At 66.6% G+C, this 26,748-nt stretch carries 28 protein-coding genes, 1 tRNA gene and 1 riboswitch; of the genes, 11 read left to right on the forward strand and 18 right to left on the reverse strand.

What is annotated here, in order from left to right:
- The 3 genes from AC3IFE_RS31135 to AC3IFE_RS31145 all read left to right on the forward strand — a co-directional run.
- Window positions 1-704, forward strand: a 704-nt coding sequence (locus AC3IFE_RS31135) for an RHS repeat domain-containing protein (RefSeq protein WP_489194116.1), incomplete at its 5' end; no start/stop codon positions are given.
- Window positions 705-721: 17 nt separating this feature from the next.
- The gene (locus tag AC3IFE_RS31140) at window positions 722-985 is read left to right on the forward strand and encodes a hypothetical protein (protein WP_489194118.1); all 264 of its coding nucleotides are present in this window, start codon (window positions 722-724) and stop codon (window positions 983-985) included.
- Window positions 986-1,054: 69 nt separating this feature from the next.
- Window positions 1,055-1,318, forward strand: a complete 264-nt coding sequence (locus tag AC3IFE_RS31145; RefSeq protein ID WP_489194119.1) for a PAAR domain-containing protein — start codon at window positions 1,055-1,057, stop codon at window positions 1,316-1,318.
- A gap of 973 nt (window positions 1,319-2,291) precedes the next feature.
- On the opposite strand, the gene AC3IFE_RS31150 is transcribed toward AC3IFE_RS31145, so the two are convergent.
- From AC3IFE_RS31150 to AC3IFE_RS31170, 5 genes are all read right to left on the reverse strand, one after another.
- Window positions 2,292-2,367, reverse strand: a tRNA-Ala gene (locus tag AC3IFE_RS31150).
- Between the two features lie 66 nt (window positions 2,368-2,433).
- Window positions 2,434-2,796, reverse strand: a complete 363-nt coding sequence (locus AC3IFE_RS31155) for a c-type cytochrome (protein ID WP_301740093.1) — start codon at window positions 2,794-2,796, stop codon at window positions 2,434-2,436.
- Window positions 2,793-3,593: a BON domain-containing protein gene (locus AC3IFE_RS31160; RefSeq protein WP_489194121.1), complete on the reverse strand. Its 801-nt coding sequence runs from the start codon at window positions 3,591-3,593 to the stop codon at window positions 2,793-2,795. Before AC3IFE_RS31160 ends, AC3IFE_RS31155 begins: the two co-directional genes overlap by 4 nt.
- A gap of 17 nt (window positions 3,594-3,610) precedes the next feature.
- The gene (locus AC3IFE_RS31165; RefSeq protein ID WP_489194123.1) at window positions 3,611-4,195 is read right to left on the reverse strand and encodes an SIS domain-containing protein; all 585 of its coding nucleotides are present in this window, start codon (window positions 4,193-4,195) and stop codon (window positions 3,611-3,613) included.
- A 126-nt stretch (window positions 4,196-4,321) separates the two neighbouring features.
- Window positions 4,322-4,750: a YraN family protein gene (locus AC3IFE_RS31170; protein WP_489194145.1), complete on the reverse strand. Its 429-nt coding sequence runs from the start codon at window positions 4,748-4,750 to the stop codon at window positions 4,322-4,324.
- A gap of 46 nt (window positions 4,751-4,796) precedes the next feature.
- On the opposite strand from AC3IFE_RS31170, the gene rsmI reads away from it, so the two are divergent.
- Window positions 4,797-5,684: a 16S rRNA (cytidine(1402)-2'-O)-methyltransferase gene (rsmI, locus tag AC3IFE_RS31175; protein ID WP_489194125.1), complete on the forward strand. Its 888-nt coding sequence runs from the start codon at window positions 4,797-4,799 to the stop codon at window positions 5,682-5,684.
- 104 nt (window positions 5,685-5,788) lie between these two features.
- Here rsmI and AC3IFE_RS31180 read toward each other — a convergent pair whose 3' ends face one another.
- Entirely contained in the window at window positions 5,789-6,400 is a 612-nt protein-coding gene (locus AC3IFE_RS31180) for a septal ring lytic transglycosylase RlpA family protein (RefSeq protein WP_089466405.1), read from the reverse strand.
- On the opposite strand from AC3IFE_RS31180, the gene AC3IFE_RS31185 reads away from it, so the two are divergent.
- From AC3IFE_RS31185 to AC3IFE_RS31200, 4 genes are all read left to right on the forward strand, one after another.
- Complete coding sequence (locus AC3IFE_RS31185) at window positions 6,282-6,539, forward strand: hypothetical protein (RefSeq protein WP_179233352.1); 258 nt, start codon at window positions 6,282-6,284, stop codon at window positions 6,537-6,539. The genes AC3IFE_RS31180 and AC3IFE_RS31185 overlap by 119 nt on opposite strands.
- Window positions 6,540-7,057: 518 nt before the next feature.
- Entirely contained in the window at window positions 7,058-7,702 is a 645-nt protein-coding gene (locus tag AC3IFE_RS31190) for an MBL fold metallo-hydrolase (protein WP_489194127.1), read from the forward strand.
- A complete protein-coding gene (locus tag AC3IFE_RS31195) occupies window positions 7,699-8,358 on the forward strand; it encodes a 3'-5' exonuclease family protein (protein WP_089466403.1) in 660 nt (219 codons plus the stop codon). Before AC3IFE_RS31190 ends, AC3IFE_RS31195 begins: the two co-directional genes overlap by 4 nt.
- Window positions 8,359-8,437: 79 nt before the next feature.
- On the forward strand, window positions 8,438-8,908 hold the full coding sequence (locus AC3IFE_RS31200) for an Lrp/AsnC family transcriptional regulator (protein ID WP_006477376.1): 471 nt from the start codon (window positions 8,438-8,440) through the stop codon (window positions 8,906-8,908).
- 63 nt (window positions 8,909-8,971) lie between these two features.
- Here AC3IFE_RS31200 and AC3IFE_RS31205 read toward each other — a convergent pair whose 3' ends face one another.
- The 3 genes from AC3IFE_RS31205 to AC3IFE_RS31215 form a co-directional block, all read right to left on the reverse strand.
- Window positions 8,972-10,129: a cation diffusion facilitator family transporter gene (locus AC3IFE_RS31205; protein ID WP_089466402.1), complete on the reverse strand. Its 1,158-nt coding sequence runs from the start codon at window positions 10,127-10,129 to the stop codon at window positions 8,972-8,974.
- Between the two features lie 243 nt (window positions 10,130-10,372).
- Entirely contained in the window at window positions 10,373-10,666 is a 294-nt protein-coding gene (locus tag AC3IFE_RS31210) for an H-NS histone family protein (protein ID WP_006491875.1), read from the reverse strand.
- Between the two features lie 359 nt (window positions 10,667-11,025).
- Window positions 11,026-11,685 (reverse strand): HugZ family pyridoxamine 5'-phosphate oxidase, encoded by a 660-nt coding sequence (locus tag AC3IFE_RS31215; protein ID WP_489194131.1) that lies wholly within the window; start codon window positions 11,683-11,685, stop codon window positions 11,026-11,028.
- Window positions 11,686-12,030: 345 nt separating this feature from the next.
- On the opposite strand from AC3IFE_RS31215, the gene AC3IFE_RS31220 reads away from it, so the two are divergent.
- Window positions 12,031-13,143 carry an MFS transporter gene (locus AC3IFE_RS31220; protein ID WP_489194147.1) on the forward strand — a complete coding sequence of 371 codons (1,113 nt, stop codon included), beginning with the start codon at window positions 12,031-12,033 and terminating at the stop codon, window positions 13,141-13,143.
- Between the two features lie 86 nt (window positions 13,144-13,229).
- Here the strand turns inward: AC3IFE_RS31220 and AC3IFE_RS31225 are convergent, their stop codons facing one another.
- Together AC3IFE_RS31225 and AC3IFE_RS31230 are read right to left on the reverse strand one after the other, a co-directional pair.
- Window positions 13,230-14,372 carry a branched-chain amino acid ABC transporter substrate-binding protein gene (locus tag AC3IFE_RS31225; RefSeq protein ID WP_089466449.1) on the reverse strand — a complete coding sequence of 381 codons (1,143 nt, stop codon included), beginning with the start codon at window positions 14,370-14,372 and terminating at the stop codon, window positions 13,230-13,232.
- A 437-nt stretch (window positions 14,373-14,809) separates the two neighbouring features.
- Window positions 14,810-15,892, reverse strand: a complete 1,083-nt coding sequence (locus AC3IFE_RS31230) for an NAD(P)H-dependent flavin oxidoreductase (protein WP_489194134.1) — start codon at window positions 15,890-15,892, stop codon at window positions 14,810-14,812.
- Between the two features lie 223 nt (window positions 15,893-16,115).
- Between AC3IFE_RS31230 and AC3IFE_RS31235 the strand changes: the two genes are divergently transcribed.
- Both AC3IFE_RS31235 and AC3IFE_RS31240 read left to right on the forward strand, forming a co-directional pair.
- The gene (locus AC3IFE_RS31235) at window positions 16,116-16,808 is read left to right on the forward strand and encodes a dienelactone hydrolase family protein (protein ID WP_089466398.1); all 693 of its coding nucleotides are present in this window, start codon (window positions 16,116-16,118) and stop codon (window positions 16,806-16,808) included.
- A gap of 81 nt (window positions 16,809-16,889) precedes the next feature.
- The gene (locus tag AC3IFE_RS31240) at window positions 16,890-18,368 is read left to right on the forward strand and encodes an amidase (RefSeq protein WP_301740113.1); all 1,479 of its coding nucleotides are present in this window, start codon (window positions 16,890-16,892) and stop codon (window positions 18,366-18,368) included.
- Window positions 18,369-18,473: 105 nt separating this feature from the next.
- On the opposite strand, the gene metF is transcribed toward AC3IFE_RS31240, so the two are convergent.
- The 7 genes from metF to flhA all read right to left on the reverse strand — a co-directional run.
- Complete coding sequence (gene metF / locus AC3IFE_RS31245; RefSeq protein WP_489194136.1) at window positions 18,474-19,304, reverse strand: methylenetetrahydrofolate reductase [NAD(P)H]; 831 nt, start codon at window positions 19,302-19,304, stop codon at window positions 18,474-18,476.
- Window positions 19,305-19,338: 34 nt separating this feature from the next.
- Window positions 19,339-19,692: a phage holin family protein gene (locus AC3IFE_RS31250; RefSeq protein WP_089466396.1), complete on the reverse strand. Its 354-nt coding sequence runs from the start codon at window positions 19,690-19,692 to the stop codon at window positions 19,339-19,341.
- Window positions 19,693-19,794: 102 nt separating this feature from the next.
- Complete coding sequence (gene ahcY, locus AC3IFE_RS31255; protein WP_089466395.1) at window positions 19,795-21,213, reverse strand: adenosylhomocysteinase; 1,419 nt, start codon at window positions 21,211-21,213, stop codon at window positions 19,795-19,797.
- Window positions 21,214-21,245: 32 nt separating this feature from the next.
- A riboswitch (S-adenosyl-L-homocysteine riboswitch) is annotated at window positions 21,246-21,361 on the reverse strand.
- A 111-nt stretch (window positions 21,362-21,472) separates the two neighbouring features.
- Window positions 21,473-22,207: an RNA polymerase sigma factor FliA gene (locus tag AC3IFE_RS31260; RefSeq protein WP_089466394.1), complete on the reverse strand. Its 735-nt coding sequence runs from the start codon at window positions 22,205-22,207 to the stop codon at window positions 21,473-21,475.
- Window positions 22,208-22,229: 22 nt separating this feature from the next.
- Window positions 22,230-23,048, reverse strand: a complete 819-nt coding sequence (locus AC3IFE_RS31265; protein ID WP_301740099.1) for a nucleotide-binding protein — start codon at window positions 23,046-23,048, stop codon at window positions 22,230-22,232.
- Complete coding sequence (gene flhF / locus AC3IFE_RS31270) at window positions 23,041-24,813, reverse strand: flagellar biosynthesis GTPase FlhF (RefSeq protein WP_489194139.1); 1,773 nt, start codon at window positions 24,811-24,813, stop codon at window positions 23,041-23,043. Before flhF ends, AC3IFE_RS31265 begins: the two co-directional genes overlap by 8 nt.
- On the reverse strand, window positions 24,810-26,748 hold a 1,939-nt coding region (gene flhA / locus AC3IFE_RS31275), incomplete at its 5' end, for a flagellar biosynthesis protein FlhA (RefSeq protein WP_489194141.1). The genes flhF and flhA, both read right to left, overlap by 4 nt.

Here is a 26,748-nt window from a genome sequence, read left to right on the forward strand (position 1 = left end):
CTCCGCAAGAACTCTACGACGAGATGCGCCGCGTCGTGTGGGCGGCAGACTTCGACGGCTACGGACAGACGAAGTCCATGATCGCCGACGAAATCGACAACCCGATTCGGTTTCCGGGGCAATTCAGGGACAGAGAGTCCGGGCTGTACTACAACCGGCATCGATACTACGATCCAGCTATAGGTCGATACATCAATCAAGATCCGATCGGACTGCGTGCAGGGCTAAATTTCTACGCCTATGCGGACGGCATTCCGACACACAAGATCGATCCTGATGGCCTCGGCACAATAGCAATGGGGGCCGGTATCGGAAGTGTCGTTCCGGGACCGGGAACACTGATCGGCGCAGGAATCGGTGCGCTCGTCATGATCGGAGCCGGCATTTGGTACATGACGAGGTCCACGGACAGTACGCAAGAAAAGGTCAAAGAAAAAGATGATTGCCCGAATAAATGCAACCCGTGCAAAACCGTTTCGGGGAAAATCATCGCGGTTGGCACATTTGCGTACAGGCCGCTTGATGTGATACCTGATAATGAAATGCAACATGGTGTATACGGGTCGCATCACAATATATTTCAGGCCAATCAGTCGCCATATCCGAAATGCATTTGCTTCTGGGCGAAGCAAAAATATGTGCTTAAGCCGGAGCAGTTAACGTCAAGCATGGTGCCGATTGAGCCATTTCTCAACTCGCCTTGATAGGGAGGAGGCGCATCGTGAAATACGTTTCATCTGGGCTAGAGATCCACATTGGCGATCATGTTATCGTCGAGGGGGACGTTGCTGGCCTTGTCGTCTGTGATTTCGACAAGCGCCAATGTGTAGATGGGTATGACGACTGGCTTATCGATGAAGAGTTGGTCGGAGGCGGAAAATTGTCAGAAGGCATTCTTGTGGAAACAAAGGAGCTTGGATTTCTTTACTACTCCATCGACGATGATGACATAGTGAAGGACCCGAAATTTACTGATTCGGAATGATATTTTCTAAAAATATCTCGATAACAGCCGAGTAGTAATTGACAAAGAATGAAGTATTGAGTTGACAAAATGCAACCGATCATTCGTAAGGTCGACTTGACGGATCACGGTGGTATCGTGCTGGATGGCTTCGGAGGCATGGATCTCAGTGGTCAGCCAGCGGCTGGCGTTGGCCATATGGTCAGTTGCCCGAAATGTAAAGGTATATTCCCGATCATTCAGGGATCGAGCCAGTATTCGATTGAAGGTCGCGCTGTCGCCCTGCATGGCATGAAGACCGCCTGTGGTGCATCACTGATCGCCAGTCAGCAGCAGTTTCTCGCGGATAAGTAAAATGCCCCGCTTTTTTGGTTCATCAACAGCAGAAAGAGGACACCGCACGCTAGTTTCCCGCACCGTTCATCACTGAGATCACTGTAGCTTGGCAAGCAGGTACATACGCTTACCATGACAAAGCTGTTCTCCTTACGGCTACACGCAAAGATCAACGACCTAACCGGCACGACCGAGAGCTATCTCACTCTCCTCTTAGCAAATTTCTTGTTTCCGGGAGCAAAACAGATACGAAATCATCGTATCTACGATCGTAGTCTTCATCCTCGTCGAGGTATCCCATGAATCGCTCAACGGTGGCAGCCTGCCGATCGGTTGTCGGGGGTTGGTATGTCTTCCAAGCCAAGAGAAACAATCGTCGCAACGGATGATTTCCGCCTCGCCCTCGGTTTAGCGCAGCCGCCAACACGTCATAGACGAGGGCAACCCACTGGACACTGGGCGCTGGTATTTGAACGATAGCAACACTGGAAGTACGCCCTTGGGACTCCAGAAATCCCAAGCCAATCCAGGAGCAAACTCATCACGCCAAAAGCGGTATCGCGTCAAACGATAGATACGTACTGGCACGGGCGAACTATTCAACCATCGTTCGCCGGTGCCCGCGGCGGTCCCGCGAAAGCTAATGGGATTCGCCCCCTGTAGCGTGTTCGCACCGGGCAGTTGAAATGAATGAGGTTGCCGACATTACGTGGCTCCCTCCGACGCGCGGTCTCACTTTGCACGACCTTTATCGTCAGCTACCGACGCTCGTCGAGCCCATTCCGACCGCTACGTTAGGGCGCTTTGCTATCACGAGCGTTTAGTTGCGCCTCTCGCCTGCAATCTCCGTGACACCTGCGGCATCAGGTTCTGGGCGGCCAGATGCCACAAAGCCGGCGCAAGGCCGGCTTTGTGGCTTGGGAAGCATATCTTTGCACTTGAGGCAAAAATATGCTTCCTGTCTCAAGTCGCATGACCGCGAATATGTTCTTGGTGGAGCGGAGGAGGATCGAACTCCCGACCTTCGCATTGCGAACGCGACGCTCTCCCAGCTGAGCTACCGCCCCAACAGTCAACTATCATACACACGCATTTCCGCGCTTGGCAATAGGGGTTGAATCGCCCCTGACAACTTACTTTGACGGCGCGCCGGCCAGCACCCATTCGACCACCGACCGGACGTCGGCGTCGCTCATGCGCGGATGCGCGGGCATCGGAATCGCGCCCCAGACGCCCGAGCCGCCGTCCTTCACCTTCTTCGACAGCTTCGCGACGGCCTGCGGATCGGACTTGTAGCGCGCGGCGATATCCTTGAACGACGGGCCGACGAGCTTGCGGTCGACCGCGTGGCAGCCCATGCACGCGTTGCTGCGCGCAACCTTCAGGCCGTCGCCGACGTCCGCGTGCGCGGCGCCCAGCGTACCGGCCACGAACGCCGCGGCCGCGGCGCCCTGCACCATCCATCGTTTCATCTGCGTCATCTGCCTGCCCGTCATTGCGCCTTCGCCTTCGGATTGCCCGGATGCACGCTCGACGAATTCGAGATCGGCGCGGGCGACTGCAGCGGCGCGGACTGCACCGACGCGTCGGGCACCGCACCCACCGTCGCGCTGTCCGCCGGTGCGGCGGCCGCCTGCGCGCCGGATGCGCCACTCGCGGGCGACGCGTCCTGCAGCGCCTGCGCGTCCTGCGGCTTCACGTACTGGAACACCTTCACGACCTTCTCGACGCCCGGCACCTGGCTCGCGGCCTCCGCGCCGCGATTGCCTTCGTCCACCGTCACGAGGCCCATCAGGTAAATATTGCCTCGTTCGCTGACGACCTTGTAGTAGTTCGCCGAGATCCCCTTCGTCGCGATCAGCTCCGACTTCACGCGCCCTTCGAGGTACGAGTCGTTCGCGCGCGACGACAGCGACGACGCCGGCTCGACCGACAGCTCGTTGACGATGCCGTTCACGTTGTTGATGCCGCGCACGATTTCTTCGGCACGCTGCTTCGACGCATCGTTCGGCACTTCGCCCGTCAGCAGCACGCGGCGGTTGAACACCGTCACGTTCACGTGCGACTGGTCCGGCAGCCCGTTGTTGATCTGCGTGAGCGACTTGACCTGGATCTCGCGATCCTCCGTCTGAGCGCCGAGCGTACGGCGATCGGTCGCGATCAACGCGCCGCCGCCTGCTGCGGCACCCAGCACGCCGAGCACGCAGCCCTGCAGCGACACGGCAAGGCCCGCCGTCAGCGCGACGAGCAACGTAGTTCTGACGAGCGTCCCTTTGACGCGGCTTTGATTCATCGACGGCTCTCCTTCGTTCAATCCTCACCCAGCAGCATCGCGTCGATGCCGTCGCACAGGCAGTGGATGGTCAGCAGATGGACTTCGTGGATGCGCGCCGCGCGAACGGCGGGCACGCTGATCGGAATATCGGTATCGGACAGCGCGGCCGCGACCGTGTGGTCGTTGCCGCCCGTCAATGCGACGACGGTCATCTCGCGCTCGTGCGCCTCGTCGATCGCCGCGAGCACGCGCGGCGACGCGCCACCCGCGTCGAGCACCAGCAGGATGTCGCCCGTCTGGCCCAGCACGCGCACCTGCTGCGCGAACAATTGCTCGGCCGCCGCCGCGCCCGCGAGGCCGGCCTGCGATGCGTCGGTGGCCAGCGCGATCGCGGGCAGGCCCGGACGCTCGCGCTCGAAACCGCCGACGAGCGACGCGGCGAGATACTGCGTGGCGGCGGCCGACGGGCCGTCACCGCACGCGACGATCTTGTTGCCGTTCGCCAGTGCGGCGAACATCGCATCGACCGCGGCTGCGATCGGCAGCGACAGCGCATCGGCCGCTTCGGCGTGAAGCGCGGCGCTGTCGCGGAATTGTTGCTGAATACGTTCGACTGACATCGATTCCTGGTGAACTGGGCGCGCGGCACAACTCGCGCGACATCGTGGGTGCGGCGAGTTTACCGTACTCCGGCGCCCTCTCCGGGGGTCCGGCAAGAACTCTTTACATCTCGTCACAGCTCGCGGCTACGCATCGTCGGTACGAAATGCGTCGCGCAGCCACGCAAGCCGTCCGGCCTCGAACGCGACGACGTCGAAACGGCACGCGGCGCCGGCCCCGTGCCGCGACCAGAACTGCAGCGCCGCCGCGATCAGACGCCGCCGCTTGCGCCAGCCGACGCTCGCGGCCGCGCCGCCATGCCGGGTGCTGCGCCGCGCGCGCACCTCGACGAACACCAGCATGCCGTCGGGCTCGCGCATCACGAGATCGAGCTCGCCGCCGCGCATCGTCACGTTCGCCGCGACGAACCCCAGGCCATGACGCTCGAGAAACTGCCGCGCGCGCTGCTCGAACGCCGCGCCGACCGGTTTGGATCGCGCCGCGCCGGAAAAGTTGTCGCCCGAATGCGGCCGGCTGCTCGCGCCCTCCGGCCGCGCCGGCGCCGCGTGGCACAATGCCGTCCTTGTTCCGTTCGTGCCGCGATTGCGTGCATTGCCTGCCATGACTGCCCTCCTCGAACTCGCGCATACGCAGCACTACCCGGACGCCGCGCTCTACGTGGTCGCCACGCCGATCGGCAATACGGCCGACATCACGCTGCGCGCGCTGCACGTGCTCGGCCTCGCCGACCGCATCGCGGCCGAAGACACCCGCAACACGGGCCAGCTGCTCGCCCGCTACGGGATCTCGAAACCGCTCGTGGCAGTGCACGAGCACAACGAACGCGAAGCCGCGCAGCGCGTGATCGAACTGCTGCGTGGCGGCGAACGCGTGGCCTACGTGTCGGACGCCGGCACGCCGGGCATCTCGGACCCCGGCGCGCGGCTCGTCGACGCCGTGCGCGCGGCCGGCTTCACGGTGATTCCGCTGCCGGGCGCGAGCGCGGCCGTGACCGCGCTGAGCGTGGCCGGCGACTGGGCCGGCGCGTTCACGTTCGCAGGCTTCCTGCCGCCGAAGGCGAAACAGCGCGCGACCGCGCTGCAGGCGCTGGCGTCGCACCCCTATGCGCTGGTGTTCTACGAAGCGCCGCACCGGATCGCCGAAACCGTCGACGCGCTCGCCGACGCGTTCGGCCCCGCGCGCCGGCTGCTGATCGCGCGCGAGCTCACCAAACTACACGAGCAGCTGTTCCAGGGCACCCTGGCCGAAGGACAGAGCTGGCTCGCCGGCGATGCGAACCGGCAGCGCGGCGAGTTCGTGCTGATCGTCGAAGGCGCGCCGGCGGCAAGCGGCGAAGCCGACGACACCGCGCACGACGCGCTGCTCAGGCTGCTGCTGGAAGAAGTGCCGGTGAAGAGCGCGGCCAAGCTCGCGGCCGCGCTGACCGGCGCATCGCGCAACACGCTGTATGCGCGTGCGCTCGTGCTGAAGGACGGCAACGAAGGCTGACGCGCGCAGCCGCCGCGCGGAAACGACAAAGGGCTGCCGGAAGGCAGCCCTTTGCGCATGAGCGGACGATCCGCCGGGTTGTTGCGGCGGGTTGTCGCGCCGCGTTACTTCGCCGAGATCGACGCGAACATTTCGTCGCGCGCCTCGCGCGCTTCCTGCGGCGACAGCCCTTCGATCTTCACGCGGCCGGTGCCGGCGTGAACGAGGCCGATCATCTTGGCCGCCGCATACGACAGGTCGAGCACGCGGCCACGCTTGAACGGCCCGCGATCGTTGACCTTCACGACGACCCACTTGCCGGTCGATGCGTTCGTCACCTTGATGTACGACGACAGCGGCAGCGTACGGTGCGCGGCGGTGAGCGCGTTCATGTTGAAGCGTTCGCCGTTCGCGGTGCGGCGGCCGTGGAAATCCCGCCCGTACCACGATGCGCGGCCGGTCTGACGGAAATCGGACACATCCTTGCCGTCGATCGGCTCGGCGTCCGCCAGCGACGACTGCTTCGCGTCCTTGCTGTCGGCAGCCGGCATCGATGCCAGCGCGGAATCGAAATTGAGCGGCTGCTTGTCGTCGTCCGCCTTCGCGGCAGCGGCCGTCTTGTCGACCGCCTTCTTCTGGTTCACGCTGCCGGTGGTCTGGCTGGATGGCACCGCACAGCCCGTCAGCGCAAAAAACAATGCAATGGTTCCGAATCGGCTCGGAAAACGTAAATTCATCGACGTGTCGCCTTCTGGTTCGGGCCGCATCGATACAACGCTGCTTCACAACGCAGACATATGCGGCCCGGACGGCAAATGCGTGCACGCCCCGCTCGAATGCGAGCAGGCGGCTAGCATGGGCGCGGCGTTCGTCTAGGCCGCAACCGTCCTGATTAGCTTTCACGTCTGGCGCAACCTGTCCCCAACAGCCTGACCAGACCCCACATGCCGCCATCGAACATGGCTCCACGTTCGCGCGCGTTGCTACGAACAACGCACAGGAACGGCGGCACAGGCCTCATCCGGCGGCGCGGCAGCAGGGCCGCAGGCGGGCGCGCAGCACCCGGCCGGACAAGACGTGAGCACCGAATGCTCGGTGCTGGATACACCGCCGGACTCCCCGGCGGTCGATGCTTGACGGTGAATCCGACGCCTCGTTTAACGGGGCCGATACACCAGCGAATGGCGTGAAATTCACGCGCAATGGGGCGCATTATACATAAATCAAAACCTTGTCTCGAAAAGCGCCCCCGGCGGACCATTGATTCTCGCTATGGTTGTAACAATCGGCATGCTCGGGGAATGCCCTGATCCGCGCGGCGAAGCGTGCGTCGCACGGCCGGCAGGCCGCGCGCGCGACCGGTACAATCGCTCCTTTTAGCCGCCGGTGCCTCCATGAAAGTCACGCTCATTCCGGTCACGCCGTTCCAGCAGAACTGCTCGCTGCTCGTCTGCGAGAAGACGGGCCGCGCCGCCGTCGTCGATCCGGGCGGCGATCTCGACCGGATCGAACAGGAAGTCGCGCGGCAGAACGTGCAGGTCGAGAAGGTGCTGCTCACGCATGGGCACATCGATCACTGCGCGGGCGCGAAGACGCTCGCGACGCGCTACGGCGTGCCGATCGAGGGGCCGCAGGAAGAAGAACGCTTCTGGATCGAGAATCTGCCCATGCAGAGCGAGCGCTTCGGCTTTCCGGCCGCCGACGTGTTCGAGCCCGACCGGTGGCTGAACGACGGCGACACCGTGCGGTTCGGCGACGAGACGCTCGAGGTCTATCACTGCCCGGGCCACACGCCCGGCCACGTCGTGTTCTTCAGCCGCGCGCATCGCATCGCGATCGTCGGCGACGTGCTGTTCGCGGGCTCGATCGGCCGCACCGATTTCCCGCGCGGCAATCATGAGGATCTCGTCCGTTCGATCAAGGACAAGCTATGGCCGCTCGGCGACGACGTCACGTTCGTGCCCGGCCACGGCCCGGTGTCGACGTTCGGCGACGAGCACCGCACGAACCCGTTCGTGTCCGACAAGGTATTCGGATGAACCAGACCGCCATCCCGGAAATTTACGTCAGCACCGACGTCGAGGCCGACGGCCCGATTCCCGGCCCGCATTCGATGCTGAGCTTCGCGTCGGCCGCCTATACCGAGGACAAGCAGCTGATCGCGACGTTCTCGGCGAACCTCGAGACGCTGCCCGGCGCGCACGCGCACCCGGTGCAGGAAGCCTGGTGGAAGACCGAGCCGGAAGCCTGGGCCGCCTGCCGGCGCGACCTGCAGGCGCCCGACGCGGCGCTGGTCGCGTACGTCGAATGGGTCGAGGCGCTGCCCGGCAAGCCGGTGTTCGTCGCGATGCCGGCCGGCTTCGATTTCACGTTCATGTTCTGGTACATGATGCGGTTCGCGGGGCGCTGCCCGTTCTCGTGGTCGGCGCTCGACATCAAGACGCTCGCGTTCGCGATGACGGGCCTGCCGTACCGCAAGGCGATCAAGCCGCGCTTTCCGAAACACTGGTTCGACGACCATCCGCATACGCACGTCGCGCTCGACGACGCGATCGAGCAAGGCGCGCTGTTCTGCAACATGCTCGCCGACCTGCGCCGCCAGCAAGCGGCGCTGGCGGGCCTGGCCGTGTCGGATACCGATCGGTCGGACCGCGCGGGGGCGGGACAAAATCCCACGGATCCGCGCGCAAATTAGCGAATCCCGCTCAGTCACGCGTCGCCAGATTGCCTTTCCTTTTCCGGCCCTCTAACATTGAGCGTGTTGTAGCTGCCGCATGGAGGCGCAGGTGACGCTCGATTCCTTTTCGCAAAAAATCCTTCGCCTGTTGCAGCTCGACGCGCGCCGTTCGGTTCAGGAAATCTCCGACCAGGTCGGGCTGTCGAGCACGCCGTGCTGGCGCCGCATCAAGGACATGGAACAGTCGGGCGTGATCCAGCGCTACACGGCGCTGCTCGATCGCGAGAAGCTCGGCCTGCACGTCTGCGCGCTCGCGCACGTGCACCTGACGCGCCACAACGAAGGCGGCGTCGAGCAGTTCGAGCGCGAGATCGCGACCTGCCCGGAAGTCACCGAGTGCTACAGCACGACCGGCGAAGCCGACTACATCCTCAAGATCGTCGCGCCGGACATCAAGGCCTACGACGTGTTCCTGCACGAACGCATCTTCAAGATCCCGGCCGTGTCGCAGGTGCGCACGAGCGTCGTGCTGCGCGAAATCAAGTTCGACACGCAACTGCCGCTGTAACGCGCGGCCCTGCCCCGCGGGGTCCGCGTTCGCGGCTGCCGGCCGCCGGTTGTCGGTTGTCGGTCACGTCCGCACGGGCAACGTGCGCGTGAAGCCGATCCGGCGCGCGCCGAATTCGCGCTTCAGCGTGTCGATGTCGAGCCGGCCGGCCAGCGCCGCATCGGTGTCGCGCGGATCGCCGTCGAGCGTCACGTCGACCTCGAGCCCCGTACTCAGGTAATGCAGGTTGATCGCCGCCACATGGAGCCCACGCTGCGCGAGCGCGGCCTCGAGCCGCGCCGCCAGTTCGCCGCGCGGCGGCAGCGCGAGCGCCGGGCGGCGCGCCGCGTCGTTCTCCGGGTCGACATGGATCAGCGCATCGAGCACGCGCGGGTCGGACAGCACCCGCGCCCGCGCGGTCTCGGCGATGTAATGCCCTTCGGAGACGGAGATCTTCGGATCGACGAGGATGTGCGCATCGACGAGCGCGGCATCGCCCATCTTGCGCGTGCGCAGGTCGTGTACGTCGCGCACACCGGGCGTCGCGACGAGCAGCGCGCGGATCTCGGCCGTGTCGGCCGTATCGAGCGCGCGGTCGGAGAGATCCTGCAGCGCGTCATAGCCGAACGTCCAGCCCATGCGCGCGACCATGAAGCCGACGATCGCCGCCGCGATCGGGTCGAGCAGCCGCACGCCGGCCAGGCTGCCGACGATGCCGATCGCGACGACGAGCGACGACGCCGCGTCCGAACGCGCATGCCATGCGTTGGCGACGAGCATCGCCGAGCGCACGCGTCGCGCTTCGCGCAGCATGTAGCGAAACAGCGCTTCCTTCGACACGAGCACCGTGAGCGCCACGATCAGCGCGGAAAAATGCACGGCCGGAATGTTTTCGAGATTAACGAGGCGGTCGCCGGCACGCCAGAGCATGCCGATACCGACCGCGATCAGGATCGCCCCGAGAAACAGCGACGCGACCGTCTCGTAGCGGCTATGGCCGTAATTGTGGTCGGCATCCGGCGATGCGCCGCTATGCCGATTCGCAACCAGCACGACAAAATCCGAGATCAAATCGGAAATCGAATGCACACCGTCCGCAATCAATGCCTGCGAATGCGCAATCACGCCGACGACGATCTGAAATGTCGCAAGAACGACATTGAGGACAATACTGACGAGCGTGCTCTTGCGCGCAACTGCGTGCTTATCTGCGCTCTGCGCGTCGCCGGAAAACGTGGACATGAAATATGAGATATCGGTGTGCGGTACGCAATTCTATCAAAGGCGCCCCGCAAGCCCTTCCAATACCCACAAATTTCTCATTTAAATCAATCGCTTATGCGAACGTGTCGCATTTTCATTCACACGACGTGCTTGCAGTTTCATGACGGGGCGGACGGGCCCGCCTATGCCCGGAAAACAAAAAAGCCGCGCTCCTCGACGGATACGCGGCTCTTTCGAAGAGCGAACAACCTAAACGAACGTTTAAATCGCAAACTGTTCGCGGTTCTTGCCGGCGATCCAGCGCGGCGGCTTGCCACGACCCGACCACGTCGCGCCCGTTTCCGGATCGCGGTATTTGGCGGCCACGCCTGCGCGCGGACGACCGACCTTGCCGGCCTTCGCGCGGCTGAGACCGAGTTCGGCGAGCGAAAAGCCGTAGTCGGCAATTTTCTGCTTCACGTCATTCAGCACTTCAGCGTATTCACGCGACTTCGCTTCTTCGATTTGCTTCTCCAGCTTCTCCCGCTGGGCCAGCAGGTCCTTGTAAGAAGACATAGTTTCCCTTTCTATCTATCTGACCAATGGCGCCGGTCTGCAGCCAGCTCACCATTCATGAAATATATGTGCCTCGGATTTTCGAAGGCAGAGATTAGCACAAAAAAGATTTGATAGAAGCGAGATTCATGAAAATCCCGAGATCAATTGTAATTCGCACATGTCATTTTGACCGGCCGCGGCCTTTTCTCAAATTTTTACGCTCCTCCATAGAGATTAGGACATTAGCGATTGACCATTAGGTCTTTCAACATACGCAATTACCCTGCACTCAAAAAATCAAAGCTTTCATCGGACGAGAGTTTGACGAAAACCACATGACGCCGTTTGCTAAACGAACAAATCGCTGACCCGTGACGTCACGTCACATCCTTTGCGCTGGCGATCAGCCGCTCCCGCAGCGCGCCGAGGTCGGCCGACGGCGCGTCGAACGGCGTGCGCACGCGGCGGCCGCCGCATCGCCAGTCCGCGCCATGACGATCGACGCCGAGCAGATCGAGCCCGTCGCGGCGTGCATCGCCCGCGTCGTATGCCGCCCACAGCGCCTGTTCGTCGTCGAACGCGAGCGGCGGCAGCGCATCGAGATGCGCGCCGTCGACCCAGCCCATCCGCCCGAACCCGACGATATGGCGCAGCCGCTCGATCTCGAGCGCCCAGAACCCGAAATCGCCGAGCGCGAGATAGCGCGCGGCGTCCGGCTCGTAGCGCAGGTAGCGCGCGGTGACGTGCGGATCGTCGCCGAGCGGCACGAACCGGCCCAGCAGCGTCGCGCGCTCGGCGTTCGGCACATCGCCGGCGCTTGCGTCGACAACGAGAAAGCCCGCACGCGGATCGGCGGCGAGATTGCGCGTGTGCTCGGCCAGGCCGCTCACCAGGATCACCGGCCGATGGCTTGCATCGGGTGCAAACGGCACGACCGTCGGATACGGGAAGCCCTGCGGTTCGCGCGCATGGGTGGCGAGCGTGCCGAACGCGCAGCGGTGCAGCAGGTGCAGGGCGAGGGCGGGATCGATGTTCAAGGTGACTCCTGCGGTCGAAAGGCGGCGCGTCGGCCAGGGTTTCGATGTTACCCGCGGGCGCCGCCCGCCGCGCATCGACCGAACGGCCAATGCGCGACCGGGCCGCTGCCGCGGGTCGGCCCGATCGGCCGCGCATCGACCGAACGGCCATCGCCCGGCAGGATCGTAAGCGGTTCGATAGAATCGGACCCATCCGACGGGCGCCGCGTGCGCCCGCGCATTTTCCCAACGAGCCGCCCCGTGTCCGAATCCTCTTCCCCCGAATCGCCGTCCCCGTTCGCCGCGCCGCCCGACGCGCATCGCGTGCTGCCGCTGCCGGCCCGCCAGCGCGCGCGCACGGCGTCGATGGCGCTGTTCTTCGTCGCCGGCATGATGTACGCGTCGTGGGGCGTGCACGTGCCGACCGTGCGCGACAAGTTCGCGCTGAGCCCCGGGCTGCTGTCGATCGCGCTGTTCGCGGTCGCCGGCGGGTCGATCGCCGCGATGCTGACCATCGCGCGCTGGATCGCGCGCGTCGGCTCACGCACCGCGTGCCTGGCCGGCGGGCTCGTGATGTCGGCGTGCGCGGCGCTGATCCTCGTCGTGCCCGATTACTGGATGCTGCTCGTGGTGCTCGCGCTGTTCGGCTTCTCGATGGCGACGCTCGACGTCGCGATGAACGCCGAGGCCAGCGCGGTCGAGATCGCGCTCGGCAAGCCGATCATGTCGTCGCTGCACGGGATGTTCAGCATCGGCGGGATGGCCGGCGCGGCGGCCGGCGGCGCGCTGCTGTCGGCCGGCATGGCGCCGGCCGCGCATCTCGCGCTCGCGGCGGCGGCGAGCGCCGCGGTGCTCGTGGCCGCGAGCCCGGCCGTGCTGCCGCACGTGCCGCACCACGAACAGGCGCACGGCGGCGGCAACCGCTGGCGCTCGCCCGCGTTGTGGATGCTCGGCGGCATCGCGCTGATCGCGCTGATCGCCGAAGGCGCGATGTACGACTGGGCGACCGTCTACATGCGCGACGTGGTCGCGGCGAGCCCCGCGCTCGCGAGCGCCGCGTACGCGGCGTTCTCCGGCGGGATGGCCGTCGCGCGCTTCGCGGGCGATGCCGTGCGCGCCCGCTTCGGCGCGCCGCAGCTCGTGTTCGCGAGCGCGTCGCTCGCCTGCGCGGGGATGATCGGCGCGCTGCTGCTGCCGAATCCGGTCGCGGTGCTGACCGGTTTCACGCTGATGGGGCTCGGGCTGGCCAACATGATGCCCGTGCTGTTCGCAGCCGCCGCGCGCGTGAAGGGCATCCACGCGGCCGAAGGGCTCGCGCACGTGGCCGGGCTCGCGTATTTCGGGCTGCTGTTCGGGCCGGTCGTGATCGGCGCGGTCGCGCAGGCCGCGAATCTGACGATCGGCCTGTCGGTCGTCGCGCTGTGCGCGGCGCTCGTCGCGCTCGTCGCCCCGAAGGTGCTCGCGCACCTGAAGATCTGACGGCGCGGCGGCGCACGCCGGCCCAAAAAGAAAACGCGCATGCGTTGCCGCATGCGCGTCTTCACCCTCCTGTCGACCGCTTCGCGTTACATCTTCACTTCGTCGAGCAGCGTCTTCTTGCCGTCCTTGTAGTTGTACAGCGAAATCACGCCGTGCTGCAGGTCGCCCTTCGAATCGAAGGTCGTCGTGCCGATCACGCCCGTGTACTTCGTCGCCGGCATCGCCGCGAGGATCTTCGCCGGGTCGGTCGAGTTCGCGCGCTTCATCGCGTCGGCGATGATGTACACGGCGTCATACGTGAACGGTGCGTAGATCTGGATCGGCTGGCCGAAGCGCTTCTCGTACTTCGCCTTGAACGCGGCGCCGCCCGGCATCTTCTCGAGCGAGGCACCGGCTTCCGAGCACACGATGTTGTCGGTCGCGTTGCCGGCCAGGTCGGCCAGCTTTTCCGTGCACACGCCGTCGCCCGCGAAGATCTTCGCGCGCAGGCCGAGCTGCTTCGCCTGTTTCGCGAACGGGCCGCCGGTGGCGTCCATGCCGCCGTACATGATCGCGTCCGGGTTCTCGCCCTTGATCTTCGTCAGAATCGCACGGAAGTCGACCGCCTTGTCGTTGGTCGCGTCATGCGACAGCACCTTCAGGCCGAGCGCCTTCGCCTTCTTCTCGAATTCGTTCGCGAGACCCTGGCCGTACGCGGTCGAATCGTCGACCACCGCCACGCTCTTGATGCCCTTCGAATGCGCGTAGTTCGCCAGTGCCGGGCCCTGCTGCGCATCGGTCGCCACCACGCGGTACGTGGTCTTGAAGCCTTGCTGCGTGTAGGCCGGGTTGGTTGCCGACGGCGAGATCTGCACGATGCCCGCATCGCTGTAGATCTTCGAGGCCGGGATCGTCGTGCCCGAGTTCAGGTGGCCCACCACCGCGACGACCTTGTCGTCGACGAGCTTCTGCGCAACCTGCGTCGCCTGCCGCGGGTCGGCGGCGTCATCCTGTGCGTCGAGTTGCAGCGTGATCTTCTGGCCGCCGATCGTCAGGCCCTTCGCGTTGATCTCCTCGACTGCGAGACGCGCGCCGTTTTCATTGTCCTTACCCAGGTGTGCAATGCCGCCCGTCAACGGCGCGACGTGGCCGATCTTGACGACTTGATCGGCGGACGCGTTGCTTGCAGCTGCAGCGCACAGCATTGCCGCTGCGGTGATCGGCAACAGCTTTTGCATCTTGATATTCATGTAAGTCTCCAGTTCGGTCCCAAAAAACGCCATCGCCCGGTGCCCCGCTGCCATCCCCGTGTTTGCCATCACTGGACGATTCGCCGGTTGCATCCTTCATGCACTTGGCCTCAAGCACGTGAAAACCGCCGCTTTTAGCAGCCGCCCGCTCGTACTTGCGCGCAAGTGTAGGTGATCAAATTAATTTGTGGGATTTTTTTGGGCTAGTGGTAACACTACCGATATACGCGCTCTGGAAGGATGACTCGAATAGCGCTGCAAGCCCCGGTGGATAAGGGTTTCCGCTAATTTCGACATATTGTCGAAAGGTCGTTTCAATCGATTCGCGCGGGCATTTCGATTCGGTATTTTGTGACCTGGATCATTGAATGAAACGCGCGTGACACCCCGCGCGTTTCGTCGCCCGACATGAACCGTTCAAGCGGCCGAACCGGTGTTCAGGCCGCCGATGCGCGCCATTCCGCGTCGAGCGCGGCGACCAGTTGCGACGTCGTCAGCGCATCGCCGCGCCGCCGCGCGAGCGGCGCGCCCTGGCCGGCCCACAGCGACAGATAGTCGCCGTCGTTCGCGCGCGCGGCCGCCTGGCGCAGCGGCTGGGTCAGCGCGTTCTGCACCGGATACGGCGCGACGTCGGCCGCGTGCTCGCCGAGCCGCGCCATCAGCGTGTTGCGCAGCCCGCGTGCGTGACGGCCGGTGATCGCGCGCGTGACCTGCGTCGACGTATCGGCGCTCGCGAGCAGGCGCGCCTTCCAGTCCGCCGCAATCGCGCTTTCCGCGCACGTGAGGAACGCGGTGCCGAGTTGCGCGGCCTGCGCGCCGAGCGCGAGCGCGGCCGCGATGCCGCGGCCGTCCATGATGCCGCCCGCGGCCAGCACCGGCAGGCCCGTCGCGTCGACGAGCTGCGGGACGAGCGCGAGCGTGCCGATCAGCGCGTCGTCGGCGGCACCGATGAAGGTGCCGCGATGGCCGCCCGCCTCGGCGCCCTGCGCGGAGATCGCGTCGGCGCCGGCCGCCTGCCACGCGCGCCCTTCGGCCACGTGCGTCGCGGTGCCGATCACATAAGTGCCGGCGGCTTTCAGGCGCGCGACGTCGGCCGCGTCGAGCACGCCGAACGTGAAGCTCGCGACCGGCACGCGCAGCGCGACGAGCGCATCGAGCTGCGCGCGGAAATCGGGCGCGTAGCGCGCGGGCGCCGTGCCCGGCGGCAGGCCGAGCGCGGTATTCAGCGGGTCGATCGCCGCCAGCGCGCGCGCGACGGTCGCCGCGTCGGGCGCGGCTTCATCGGGCAACACGAACAGGTTGATCGCGAACGGGCGATCGGTCGCCGCGCGGATCGCGGCGACTTCGGCCTCGATACGCTCGGGCGCGAGCGCGCCGGCGCCGAAGCTGCCGAGCGCGCCGGCATTCGACGCGGCGGCAACCATCGCGGTCGTGGTCGCGCCGACCATCGGCGCCTGCACGAGCGGCAGGCGCAGGCCGAAGCGTTCGGAAAAGGGCGTGGAAAACGGGCGGGCAGACATGGCGAATCCTTCGATGACGATGCGCGAAAGCGCTTTGTAAAGGCCGACACATCGACTCTATCGAAGCGGCGCGGCGTCGAAAAATGAAAAATCGAGATCGAAACGATCGCTGCGCGAGAAGTGCCCGCGTGCGCTGCAGCACCGGTCGATTGGTGGCACACTAGGCCGCCCTCTTTTCACTCTCCGGTGCGCCTCGCGCACCCCGCACGCAGGAGTTCAGAACGTGACTGCCCAATGGATCGACATCCCGACCGGTAACGACAGCTTCGGCGGCTATCTCGCACTTCCCAAGCGCGGCAAGGGCCCTGCCGTCATCATCATCCAGGAGATCTTCGGCGTGAACGCGCACATCCGCGCGGTCGCCGACCAGTACGCGGCCGACGGCTTCGTCGCGCTCGCGCCGGACGTGTTCTGGCGCACGCAGCCGCGCGTCGAGCTGACCTACGACGGCGCGGATCGCGACAAGGGCATCGAGCTGCTGAAGAAGACCGACGTGGGTCTCGCGGTCGCGGACATCGTCGCGACGGCCGACGTGTTGCGCGCACGCCCCGAAGTGGCCGGCAAGCTCGCCGCGATCGGCTACTGCTTCGGCGGCCAGCTCGCGTATCGCGCGGCCGCGACCGGCAAGCTCGACGCGGCGGTGGCCTATTACGGCGGCGGCATCCAGAACGCGCTGGACCTCGCCGGCCAGGTCACGCAGCCGATCCTGTTCCACTACGCGGAAAACGACCACGGCATTCCGCTCACGGCCGTCGACCAGGTGAAGGCCGCGTTCGCCGGCCACGGCGATGCGTCGTTCCACGTGTACCCGGGCGCCGAGCACGGCTTCAACTGCACGGACCGCGCGTCGTACAACCAGCGCGCCGCGGCGCTCGCGCACGGCCGCACGCTGACCTTCCTCGCCGAGCATCTCTAAAAAGGCCCGCCCGCGGGCCGGCCACGCCGGGCCCGCGTTATGCTCGCACCATCGCCACGAGTCACAACGGGGGTGACCGCGATGCACTCGGACTATCTCGCGCATGACGCAATCGGCCTCGCCGCGCTCGTGCGCGACCGCCACGCCAGCCCGCGCGAACTGCTCGACGCCGCGATCGGCCAGGCCGAAGCGGTGAACGGCGCGATCAACGCGATCGTGCTGCAGGACTACGAAGCCGCGCGCGCGCGTGCGGCGGCCGCGCCCCCACCCGGCGCCGACGCGCCGTTCGCGGGCGTGCCGTATCTCGTCAAGGATCTCGGCGCGGCGGTCGCCGGGCTGCCGCTGTCGATGGGCAGCCGGCACTACCGGTATTTCGTGCCGACCGACGATTCACCGGTGATCGCGCGCAGCCGCGCGGCGGGCTTGAACGTATTCGGCAAGACCAACACGCCCGAGATCGGCCAGATGCCGTACACGGAACCGGAACTGTTCGGCGCGTGCCGCAATCCGTGGAATCTCGACCACACGCCCGGCGGATCGAGCGGCGGCGCGGCGGCGGCCGTCGCGGCCGGCATCGTGCCGCTCGCGCATGCGTCCGACGGCGGCGGCTCGATCCGCATTCCGGCGTCGTGCTGCGGGCTGTTCGGGCTGAAGCCGAGCCGCAACCCGGTGCTCGTCGACCTGCCGTCGAACGGCGAACTCGTCGTCCAGCACGCGGTGTCGCGCAGCGTGCGCGACAGTGCGCTCTTGCTCGACGTGACGACCGGCCAGACGCTGCCGCCCGGCGCACCCGGCACCTTCCTCGGCGCGCTCGATACGCCGCCCGGCCCGCTGCGGATCGGCCTCGTCGTCGATCCGATGCTCGCGCCGGCGCTCGCCGACGACACGCGCGCGGCGCTCGACGATGCGGCCGCGCTGCTCGAATCGCTCGGCCACCACGTCGAGCCCGCGACGCTGCCGATCGACTACGCGCGCGCGGCCGAAACCTTTCTGACACTGTGGGCGACGATCGCCGAGGACATGGTGCTCGGCGCGCGCGCGCTGACCGGCCGCACACCGCGGCGCGGCGAATTCGAGGCCGCGACGTGGGCGATGGCGGTGGTCGGCCGGCGTCTCGCGCGCACGCGCCTGCCGGACGTGCTCGAATGGCAGCGCCAGCTCACCGTGCAGGTCGCCGGTCTCGTGTCGCGTTACGACGCGATCCTGTGCGCATCGCTCGCGGGGCCGCCGGTGAAGATCGGCGAGCTGCAGCCGACGCCGTTCGAATCCGCGCAGATGAAGCTCGTCGCCGCGCTGCCGGTGAAGCCGCTGCTGAAGGAAATGCTCGCGAAATCGTCGGAGAAGGCGTTCGCGTGGGCCGGCTGCACCGAGCTGTTCAATCTGACCGGCCAGCCGGCGATGTCGGTGCCGCTGTACTGGAATGCGCGCGGGCTGCCGATCGGCGTGCAGTTCGCCGCGCGCCACGCGGACGACGCGCTGCTGCTCCGGCTCGCGCGGCAGCTCGAACAGGCGCGGCCGTGGTTCGACCGCCGCCCGCCGCTGATGCAGGCGCAGCGCTGATTCGGCGGCTTGCGCCGCGCGGCATGCGCGGCGCGTCACGATAAAAAAGCCCCGCCGGCGCAAACCGGCGGGGCTTTCACGCAGGCAACCGCGTGACGGCGCTCGTTACACCGCGAGCCGTTCGCAGATCGTCCGCGTGGCGGTCGCCAAGTTCAGCGTGTAGAAGTGCAGCCCCGGCACGCCCGCGTCGATCAGGCGCTGGCACAGGCTCGTGACGACGTCCGCGCCGAACGCGCGGATCGACTCGCGATCGTCGCCGAAGCTCTCGAGCCGGCGCGCGACCCAGCGCGGTACTTCGGCGCCGCACATCTCGGAGAAGCGCATCAGCTGCGAGAAGTTCGTGATCGGCATGATGCCCGGCACGATCGGCACGTCCACGCCGAGCTTGCGCGTATCGTCGACGAAGCGGAAATACGCATCCGCGTTGAAGAAGTACTGCGTGATCGCGGAATTCGCGCCGGCTTTCACCTTGCGCGCGAAATTCTCGAGATCGGCCTTCGGCGAGCGCGATTGCGGGTGGTACTCCGGATAGCCGGCGACCTCGATGTGGAACCAGTCGCCGTGCTCGGCGCGGATGAAGCTGACGAGCTCGGACGCATAGCGCAGCTCGCCGACCTCGCCCATTCCCGACGGCAGATCGCCGCGCAGCGCGACGATGTGCCGGATGCCGTGCGAGCGGTACTGGTCGAGGATCGCGCGCAGGTTGTCGCGCGACGAGCCGATGCACGACAGGTGCGGCGCGGCCTCGAGGCCGTCCTTCTGCATGTCGAGCACGGTATCGAGCGTGCCCTGCTGCGTCGAGCCGCCGGCGCCGAACGTCACGGAGACGAATTTCGGCTTCAGCGGCAGCAGCTGCGCGCGCGTGGCGCGCAGCTTTTCGACGCCGTCCGCCGACTTCGGCGGGAAGAATTCAAACGAGAGTTCGATCGGTTTCATGATTCGATGGGATTGGGCCTGCGCCCGCCCGCGCTCAGCCGAAGTCGCGCTGGCCGAAGATCAGGGCGGACAGCAGCCACGACACGATGCTGTACAGGATCGAACCGAAGAACGCGGACCAGAACCCCGACACCTCGAAGCCCTTCAGCAGCGACGACGCGAACCAGAAGCACAGCGCGTTCACGACGAGGATGAACACCCCGAGCGTGACGATCGTGACGGGCAGCGTCAGCAGGATCAGCACCGGCCGGATCACCGTGTTGATCAGCCCGAGCACGACCGCGACGATCAGCGCGGTGCCGAAGCTCTTGATGTGGATCGACGGCACGAGGTACGTGATGATCAGCAGCGCGAGCGCGTTGATGACCCAGGTGAGGATGACGCTCATGGAGGGCTCCGGTTCGGTTGTCGATCGGTACGATCGGGGAGCGCCGCCGCGCCGCGCACGCCCGTTCGGGGCGCACGACGCGGCGGCGGCCGCGCATCGGGATCAATAGCGGTAGTGGTTCGGCTTGAACGGGCCGTCCTTCTGCACGCCGATGTACGACGCCTGCTCGTCCGACAGCACCGACAGGTTCGCGCCGATGCGCGCAAGGTGCAGGCGCGCGACCTTTTCATCGAGATGCTTCGGCAGCACGTACACCTTGTTCTCGTACTCGTTGCCGCGCACGAACAGCTCGATCTGCGCGAGCGTCTGGTTCGCGAACGAGTTCGACATCACGAACGACGGGTGGCCGGTCGCGCAGCCGAGGTTCACGAGGCGGCCTTCGGCCAGCAGGATCACGCGCTTGCCGTCCGGGAAGATGATGTGGTCGACCTGCGGCTTGATGTTTTCCCACTGGTACTGGCGCGTCGACGCGACGTCGATTTCCGAGTCGAAGTGGCCGATGTTGCAGACGATCGCGTTGTGGCGCATCGCCTTCATGTGATCGTGGTTGATCACGTGGTAGTTGCCGGTCGCCGTCACGAAGATGTCGGCCTTGTCCGCCGCGTATTCCATCGTCACGACGCGGTAGCCTTCCATCGCCGCCTGCAGCGCGCAGATCGGATCGATTTCGGTGACCCACACGGTCGCGCCCAGCCCGCGCAGCGACTGCGCGCAGCCCTTGCCCACGTCGCCGTAGCCCGCGACGACCGCGACCTTGCCCGCGATCATCACGTCGGTCGCGCGCTTGATGCCGTCGACGAGCGATTCGCGGCAGCCGTACAGGTTGTCGAACTTCGACTTCGTGACGGAATCGTTCACGTTGAACGCCGGGAACGGCAGGCGGCCGTCCTTTTCCATCTGGTACAGGCGGTGCACGCCGGTCGTGGTTTCCTCGGTCACGCCCTTGATGTGCGCGAGGCGCTTCGAGTACCAGTTCGCGTCGACGTCGAGGTGCGCCGCGATCGACTTGTACAGCGCGACTTCTTCCTCGTTGGTCGGCTTCGCGATCACCGAACGGTCCTTCTCGGCCTTCGCGCCGAGGATCAGCAGCAGCGTGGCGTCGCCGCCGTCGTCCAGGATCATGTTCGCGAATTCGCCGTTCGGCCATTCGAAGATGCGGTGCGAGAACTCCCAGTATTCGTCGAGCGACTCGCCCTTGAACGCGAACACCGGCGTGCCGGCTTCGACGATCGCGGCCGCCGCGTGATCCTGCGTCGAGAAGATGTTGCACGATGCCCAGCGCACGTCCGCGCCGAGCGCCTTCAGCGTCTCGATCAGCACGCCCGTCTGGATCGTCATGTGCAGCGAACCGGCAATGCGCGCGCCCTTCAGCGGCTGCTGCGCCTTGTATTCGTCGCGGATCTGCACGAGGCCCGGCATTTCGGTCTCGGCGATGTTGAGTTCCTTGCGGCCCCAGCCGGCCAGCGCCATGTCGGCGACGACGTAATCGTGGGAAGCCTTGGAATCGATAATGGCGTTCATCACGCCCTCCTTTCTAAAAAGTTTCTAGATTGGTGACGTGAGCGCCGTTCAGGAAGCGGGGCCGGCGGGAAAATCGCCGCACGGCTGCTTGGTGAAGCTCTCCGAGCCTGGCGGACACTGATGGCCCGTCGCAACGCTCCTCGGAAAACGGAGGGGATTGTAGCAAATCGGCGCGCGAAATGCGCAAGGACGATGCGTAGGCACGAGACGCGCGCGGCGCGGCGCGCGCGGCCGTGGCCAACGGGGCAGGACGCCGGGGTCAGGACTCGGCGCCGACCCACGCCTGTTCGCGCAGCCGCGCGCGCAGGCGCGCGACGGCCTGGCTGTGCAACTGGCACACGCGCGATTCGCTCACCTCGAGCACCGCGCCGATTTCGCGCAGATTCAGGCCCCGTTCGTAGTACAGCGACATCAGCAGCTTCTCGCGCTCCGGCAGCCGCTCGATCGCCTCCACGAGCGCCTCGCGCAGGTGCTCGTCGAGCAGCGCCGACAACGGATCGGCATGATCGACGCGATAACGGTCGAGGAACGGCTCGTCGTCGGCCGCGCGATCGAAATCCTCGTAGTAGATGAGCTGGCTGCCGTGCAGATCCTGCAGCATCCCCTGGTATTCGTCGAGCGGCATGTTCAGGTGCTGCGCGATCTCGGTCTCGGTCGCCGAGCGGCCGAGGTGCTGCTCGACCTGGTGCACCGCGTGCTCGACCTCGCGCGACGTCTTGCGCAGGCTGCGCGGCAGCCAGTCGTTGCTGCGCAGCTCGTCGAGCATCGCGCCGCGGATCCGCTGCGTCGCGTAGGTCTCGAACTGCGCGCCCTGGTCTTCCTTGTAGCGGCCGGCCGCGTCCATCAGGCCGATCATGCCGGCCTGGATCAGATCGTCGAGATCGACGCTCGCCGGCATCTTCGCGACGAGCTGCAGTCCAAGGCGGCGCACGAGCGGCGCATATTGCGCGAGCACGTCGGCCTGGGACATCTTTCCTTGAGCGTTGTACATCATGGCTCCCTCCTTCGGGTGGCGCTCACGCGGCGTGTGCCGCGCCCGCCTCATACGACGGCTTGCCGCCGGCATGGACCGCGCGGCCCGCGCCCGAACCCGGGCGCATCGGCCAGTACAACAGGTCGGCGGCAATCTGCCGGTAGTCGCGCGCGGCAGCCGACGACGGAAACGCGTCGACCACCGCATGCATCAGTTCGCGGGCGTGCTCGACGAGCGGATCGGCGCTCACGCAGCCCGCGTCGGCGATCGACACGGTCAGGTAGCGGCTCGCGACGCCCGCGAGGTTGTCGAAGGCCGTCTTCGCGTCCGCGTGGCTGGCGACCTGATTGGTCAGCACGCGGAACTGCGCGAACGCGTGCGCGAAATGCAGCCGCTTCATGCACGCATACGCCTCGGTGATCGCCTGCGCGGCGACCCGCGTGACGATCAGCACGTCGTGCGCTTCGCGCGCGAGCGCCGACAACGATCCGTCGGCTCCGAGCTGCGCGTCGACGAGGACGATGTCGGCCGGGCCGTCGATGAAGTCGCTCAGTTGCGCGTCGCCGTAGCCGGCGCGCGCGAGCCGCGCGGCGCCGCACAGGCCGAAGCCGGCCGCCACCCGCGTGCGTTCGCCGTCGCGCAGCCACGCGCCGGCGAGCGTCGCGCTGGCCGAATGCACGTCGGCGCGCTCGTCGACGACGAGCACGTCCTTGCCGAGCGACGCGAGCGCCGCCGCGAGGTTCACGACGGTGGACGTGCAGCCGACGCCCGCGGGCCCGCCCGTCACCGCGACGATGCGCGACGCGCGCCCGGCCAGCAGGCGCCGCAGCCCTTCGGCCTGATCGATGATCCGTTTATCCAAATCGCACCTCGTGCAGCTCGGCGGTGGAACGTGCGGTCAGTGCGGAAAGCAGCGTCGGCATGTCCTCGTCTTGCGGCACGAAGGGCGAGCCGTCGCGCGGTACACAGAACGCGCTCTTCAGCAGGAATTTGGTCGATGCGACGTACAGGTTCTCCGGCACCTTCTGGCCGGTCGACACGTAGTGGACCGGCAGCTTGTAGCGAATCACCGTGTCGAGCACGCCGCCGAGGTGAGTCGCCTCGTCGAGCTTCGTGAGGATGCAGCCGGCCAGGTCCGGATGCTCGCCCGCGCTGCGGTACGCCTGCACGACTTCGTTCAGCGTGTCGCCGTGGCTCGTCGCGTTGAGCAGCAGCAGGCGCTGCACGGGCGCGTTCGCGCCGTGCAGCATCGCGATCTGGTCGGACACCGCGCGGTCGCGCTGGCTCATGCCGATCGTGTCGATCAGCACGATGTGCTTGTTGCGCAGCTCGGACAGCGCGAGCGCGAGGTCGCCCGCATCCTTCACCGCGTGAACCGGCACGCCGAGGATCTTGCCGAAGATGCGCAGTTGCTCGTGGCCGCCGATCCGGTAGCTGTCGGTGGTCAGCAGCGCGACCTTGCTCGCGCCGAAGCGCATCACGCAGCGCGCGGCCAGCTTCGCGGTGGTGGTCGTCTTGCCGACGCCCGTCGGGCCCATCAGGGCGAACACGCCGCCGCGCTCCATCAGCGCGTCCTCGCTGTCCAGCACCGGCAGGTTCGACGCGAGCACCGACTGCGCCCATTCGGCGGCCTGCTCGAAGGTCTGCGCGCCGTCGCCGGCCGGCAGGTTGTCGACCAGCATCCGCACGAGCTGCGCGGAGAAGCCGGCCGCGAACAGGTGCTTCGTCAGCGCGCCGTGGACGGGGCCGCGACGCTGGCGGTCGTGCCACATCAGGCTGTCGAACTGCTCTTCCATCATTCCGCGCAGCTCGCCCAGCTCCTGCATCACCGTGTCGTTGACGATCCGCTCGATGCGCGACTTCACCGCATCGGCCACCACGGCGGCCGTGTCGGCGGACAGGTGCGTGCGTTCCGTCGCCCTGGCGCCGTATGCGGCGCCCGTGTCGGCTGCGCGCTTCGCAGAGGCCGACGCTCCGGCGGCCGGCGACCGGCGTTCGGCGTCGCGCACGATGTCGCGCGCCCAGTCGGGCGGCGTCGCGCGGGCGGCGGCTTGCGGCGCGGGCGCGCTCGCCTGCGGCTCGGCAGACGCCTGCGCACGGGCAATCAGCGCGTCGCGCTGCTGCGTCAGGCGCTTCGCGTGCTCGACGAGCCACGGTGCGGGTTCGGAAGCAGGCGCGGACGATCCGGCGGCCGGCATGCCTGCCGCGGCGGATGCGGCGCTCGACGGCGCTGCCGCCGCGGGCGCGTCCGCATCGATCGGCGCCGCGTGCGCATCCGCGTCTTGCATGTCGGCGCTCGCGCCGAACACGGACGAGAACACGTCCGGCAGCCCGCCTTCGCCCGCCGCATACGGATTGACGGCCGGGCGCGGAGCGATGCCCGGGCGCGACACGATGCCCGGCACGGCGGCGGCCGGCACGGATTCCGGCGCGCGCGACGTGGCGAGGCGCGGACGCGCGGCCGGCGGCGCCACCGCGGCGAGATCCGAATCGGCGAGTGCAACGATTTCGACGCTGCCGTCATCGAGCGTGCGGTTCGACAGCACGACCGCGTCGGCGCCGAGCGCCTCGCGCACGAGACGAAGTGCGTCGCGGCTCGTTGCGCCGGTGAATTTGCGAATGTTCAAGCGGAACCCCCGATGACGTTAACGACTTTGATCGTGCGTGTGTCCGGCACTTCGGCGTACGACAGCACTTTCAGTTGCGGCAGGCTGCGGCGCAGGAAACGCGCGAGCATCGCGCGCAGCGCGTGCTGCACCAGCAGCACGGGCGGCAGCCCGAGATTCTGTTGACGCAGCATCGCTTGCTGCGTGCCGGTCAGAAGGTTGTGCGCGAGGCCGGGTTCGAGGCCCGGATTCGCGCCGGTGGCGAGCGCCTGCGACAGCACGCGCTCCAGATTCGCGTCGAGGCCCATCACCTGCATTTCGCCGTTGCCCGGATACCACTGCTGCGTGATCGCGCGGCCGAGCGAGAGCCGCACCGCCGCCGTGATCTCGAATGCGTCGCCGCGGCCCGCATGCTCGGACACGGCCTCGAGGATCGTGCGCATGTCGCGGATCGGCACGCCTTCCTCGAGCAGGTTCTGCAGCACCTTCTGCAGCGTGGTGAGCGAGATCGTCTTCGGCACCAGGTCCTCGACGAGCGACGGCGCGTCCTTGCCGGTGCGCTCGACGAGCGCCTGCACTTCCTGGCGGCCGAGCAGCTCGGCCGCGTGCTGGACGACGAGATGGTTCAGGTGCGTCGCGACCACCGTGCTCGCGTCGACCACCGTGTAGCCGTACACCTGCGCCTGCTCGCGCAGCGCGACGTCGATCCACACGGCCGGCAGCCCGAACGCGGGATCCTGCGTGACGGCGCCCGGCAGCGCGGCCGTCACCTGGCCCGGGTTGATCGCGAGCCACTGGCCCGGGAACACTTCGCCGAAGCCGATCTCGACGCCCTTCAGCGCGATCCGGTACGCGTTCGGCCGCAGTTCGAGGTTGTCGCGGATATGGATCACCGGCGGCAGGAAGCCGATTTCCTGCGCGAATTTCTTGCGGATGCTCTTGATGCGCTTGAGCAGCTCGCCGTCGCTGTTCTTGTCGACGAGCGGGATCAGCCGGTAGCCGACTTCGAGGCCGAGCGGGTCGATCAGCTGCACGTCGTCCCAGGTCGCTTCGTGGCTGTCGGCCGGCAGCACGGCGGGCGGCGCGATGTCGGTCACGTCGCCGGCCGCCTTGCGGGCCGCGGCGCGCTTGGTCTGCGTGCGCGCCAGCCAGATCGCGCCGCCGCCGAGCGCGAGGAACGCGAAGTGCGGCATGCCCGGGATCAGCCCCATCAGCACGATGATCGCGCCGGTGATGTTCAGCACGCGCGGGTTCGTGAACAGCTGGCCGGTGATCTGCGTGCCGATGTCCTCGTCGGTCGCGACGCGCGACACGATCACGCCGGCCGCGGTCGAGATCACGAGCGACGGGATCTGCGCGACGAGGCCGTCGCCGATCGTCAGCAGCGTGTAGTTGGTGCCGGCCGCGGCGAACGACATGTCGTGCTGGACCATCCCGACGATCAGCCCGCCGATCACGTTGATCGCCATGATGATCAGGCCGGCGATCGCGTCGCCGCGCACGAACTTCGACGCGCCGTCCATCGACCCGTAGAACTCGGCTTCCTGCGACACGGCCAGGCGCCGCTTGCGCGCCTGTTCCTCGTTGGTGAGGCCGGCGTTCAGGTCGGCGTCGATCGCCATCTGCTTGCCGGGCATCGCATCGAGCGTGAAGCGCGCGGACACTTCGGCGATCCGCCCCGCGCCCTTCGTGATCACCATGAAGTTGATGATCATCAGGATCACGAACACGACGATGCCGACCGCGAAGTTGCCGCCGACGAGGAAGTGGCCGAACGCCTCGATCACCTGGCCGGCCGCGTCGGGGCCGGTGTGGCCTTCGAGCAGCACGACGCGCGTCGACGCGACGTTCAGCGACAGGCGCAGCAGCGTCGAGAACAGCAGCACGCTCGGGAACGCCGCGAAGTCGAGCGGCTTCATCGTGTACATGCTGACGAGCAGCACCATCACGGACAGC

It is taken from the genome of Burkholderia sp. APQ4-4ca (genome assembly GCF_057837105.1).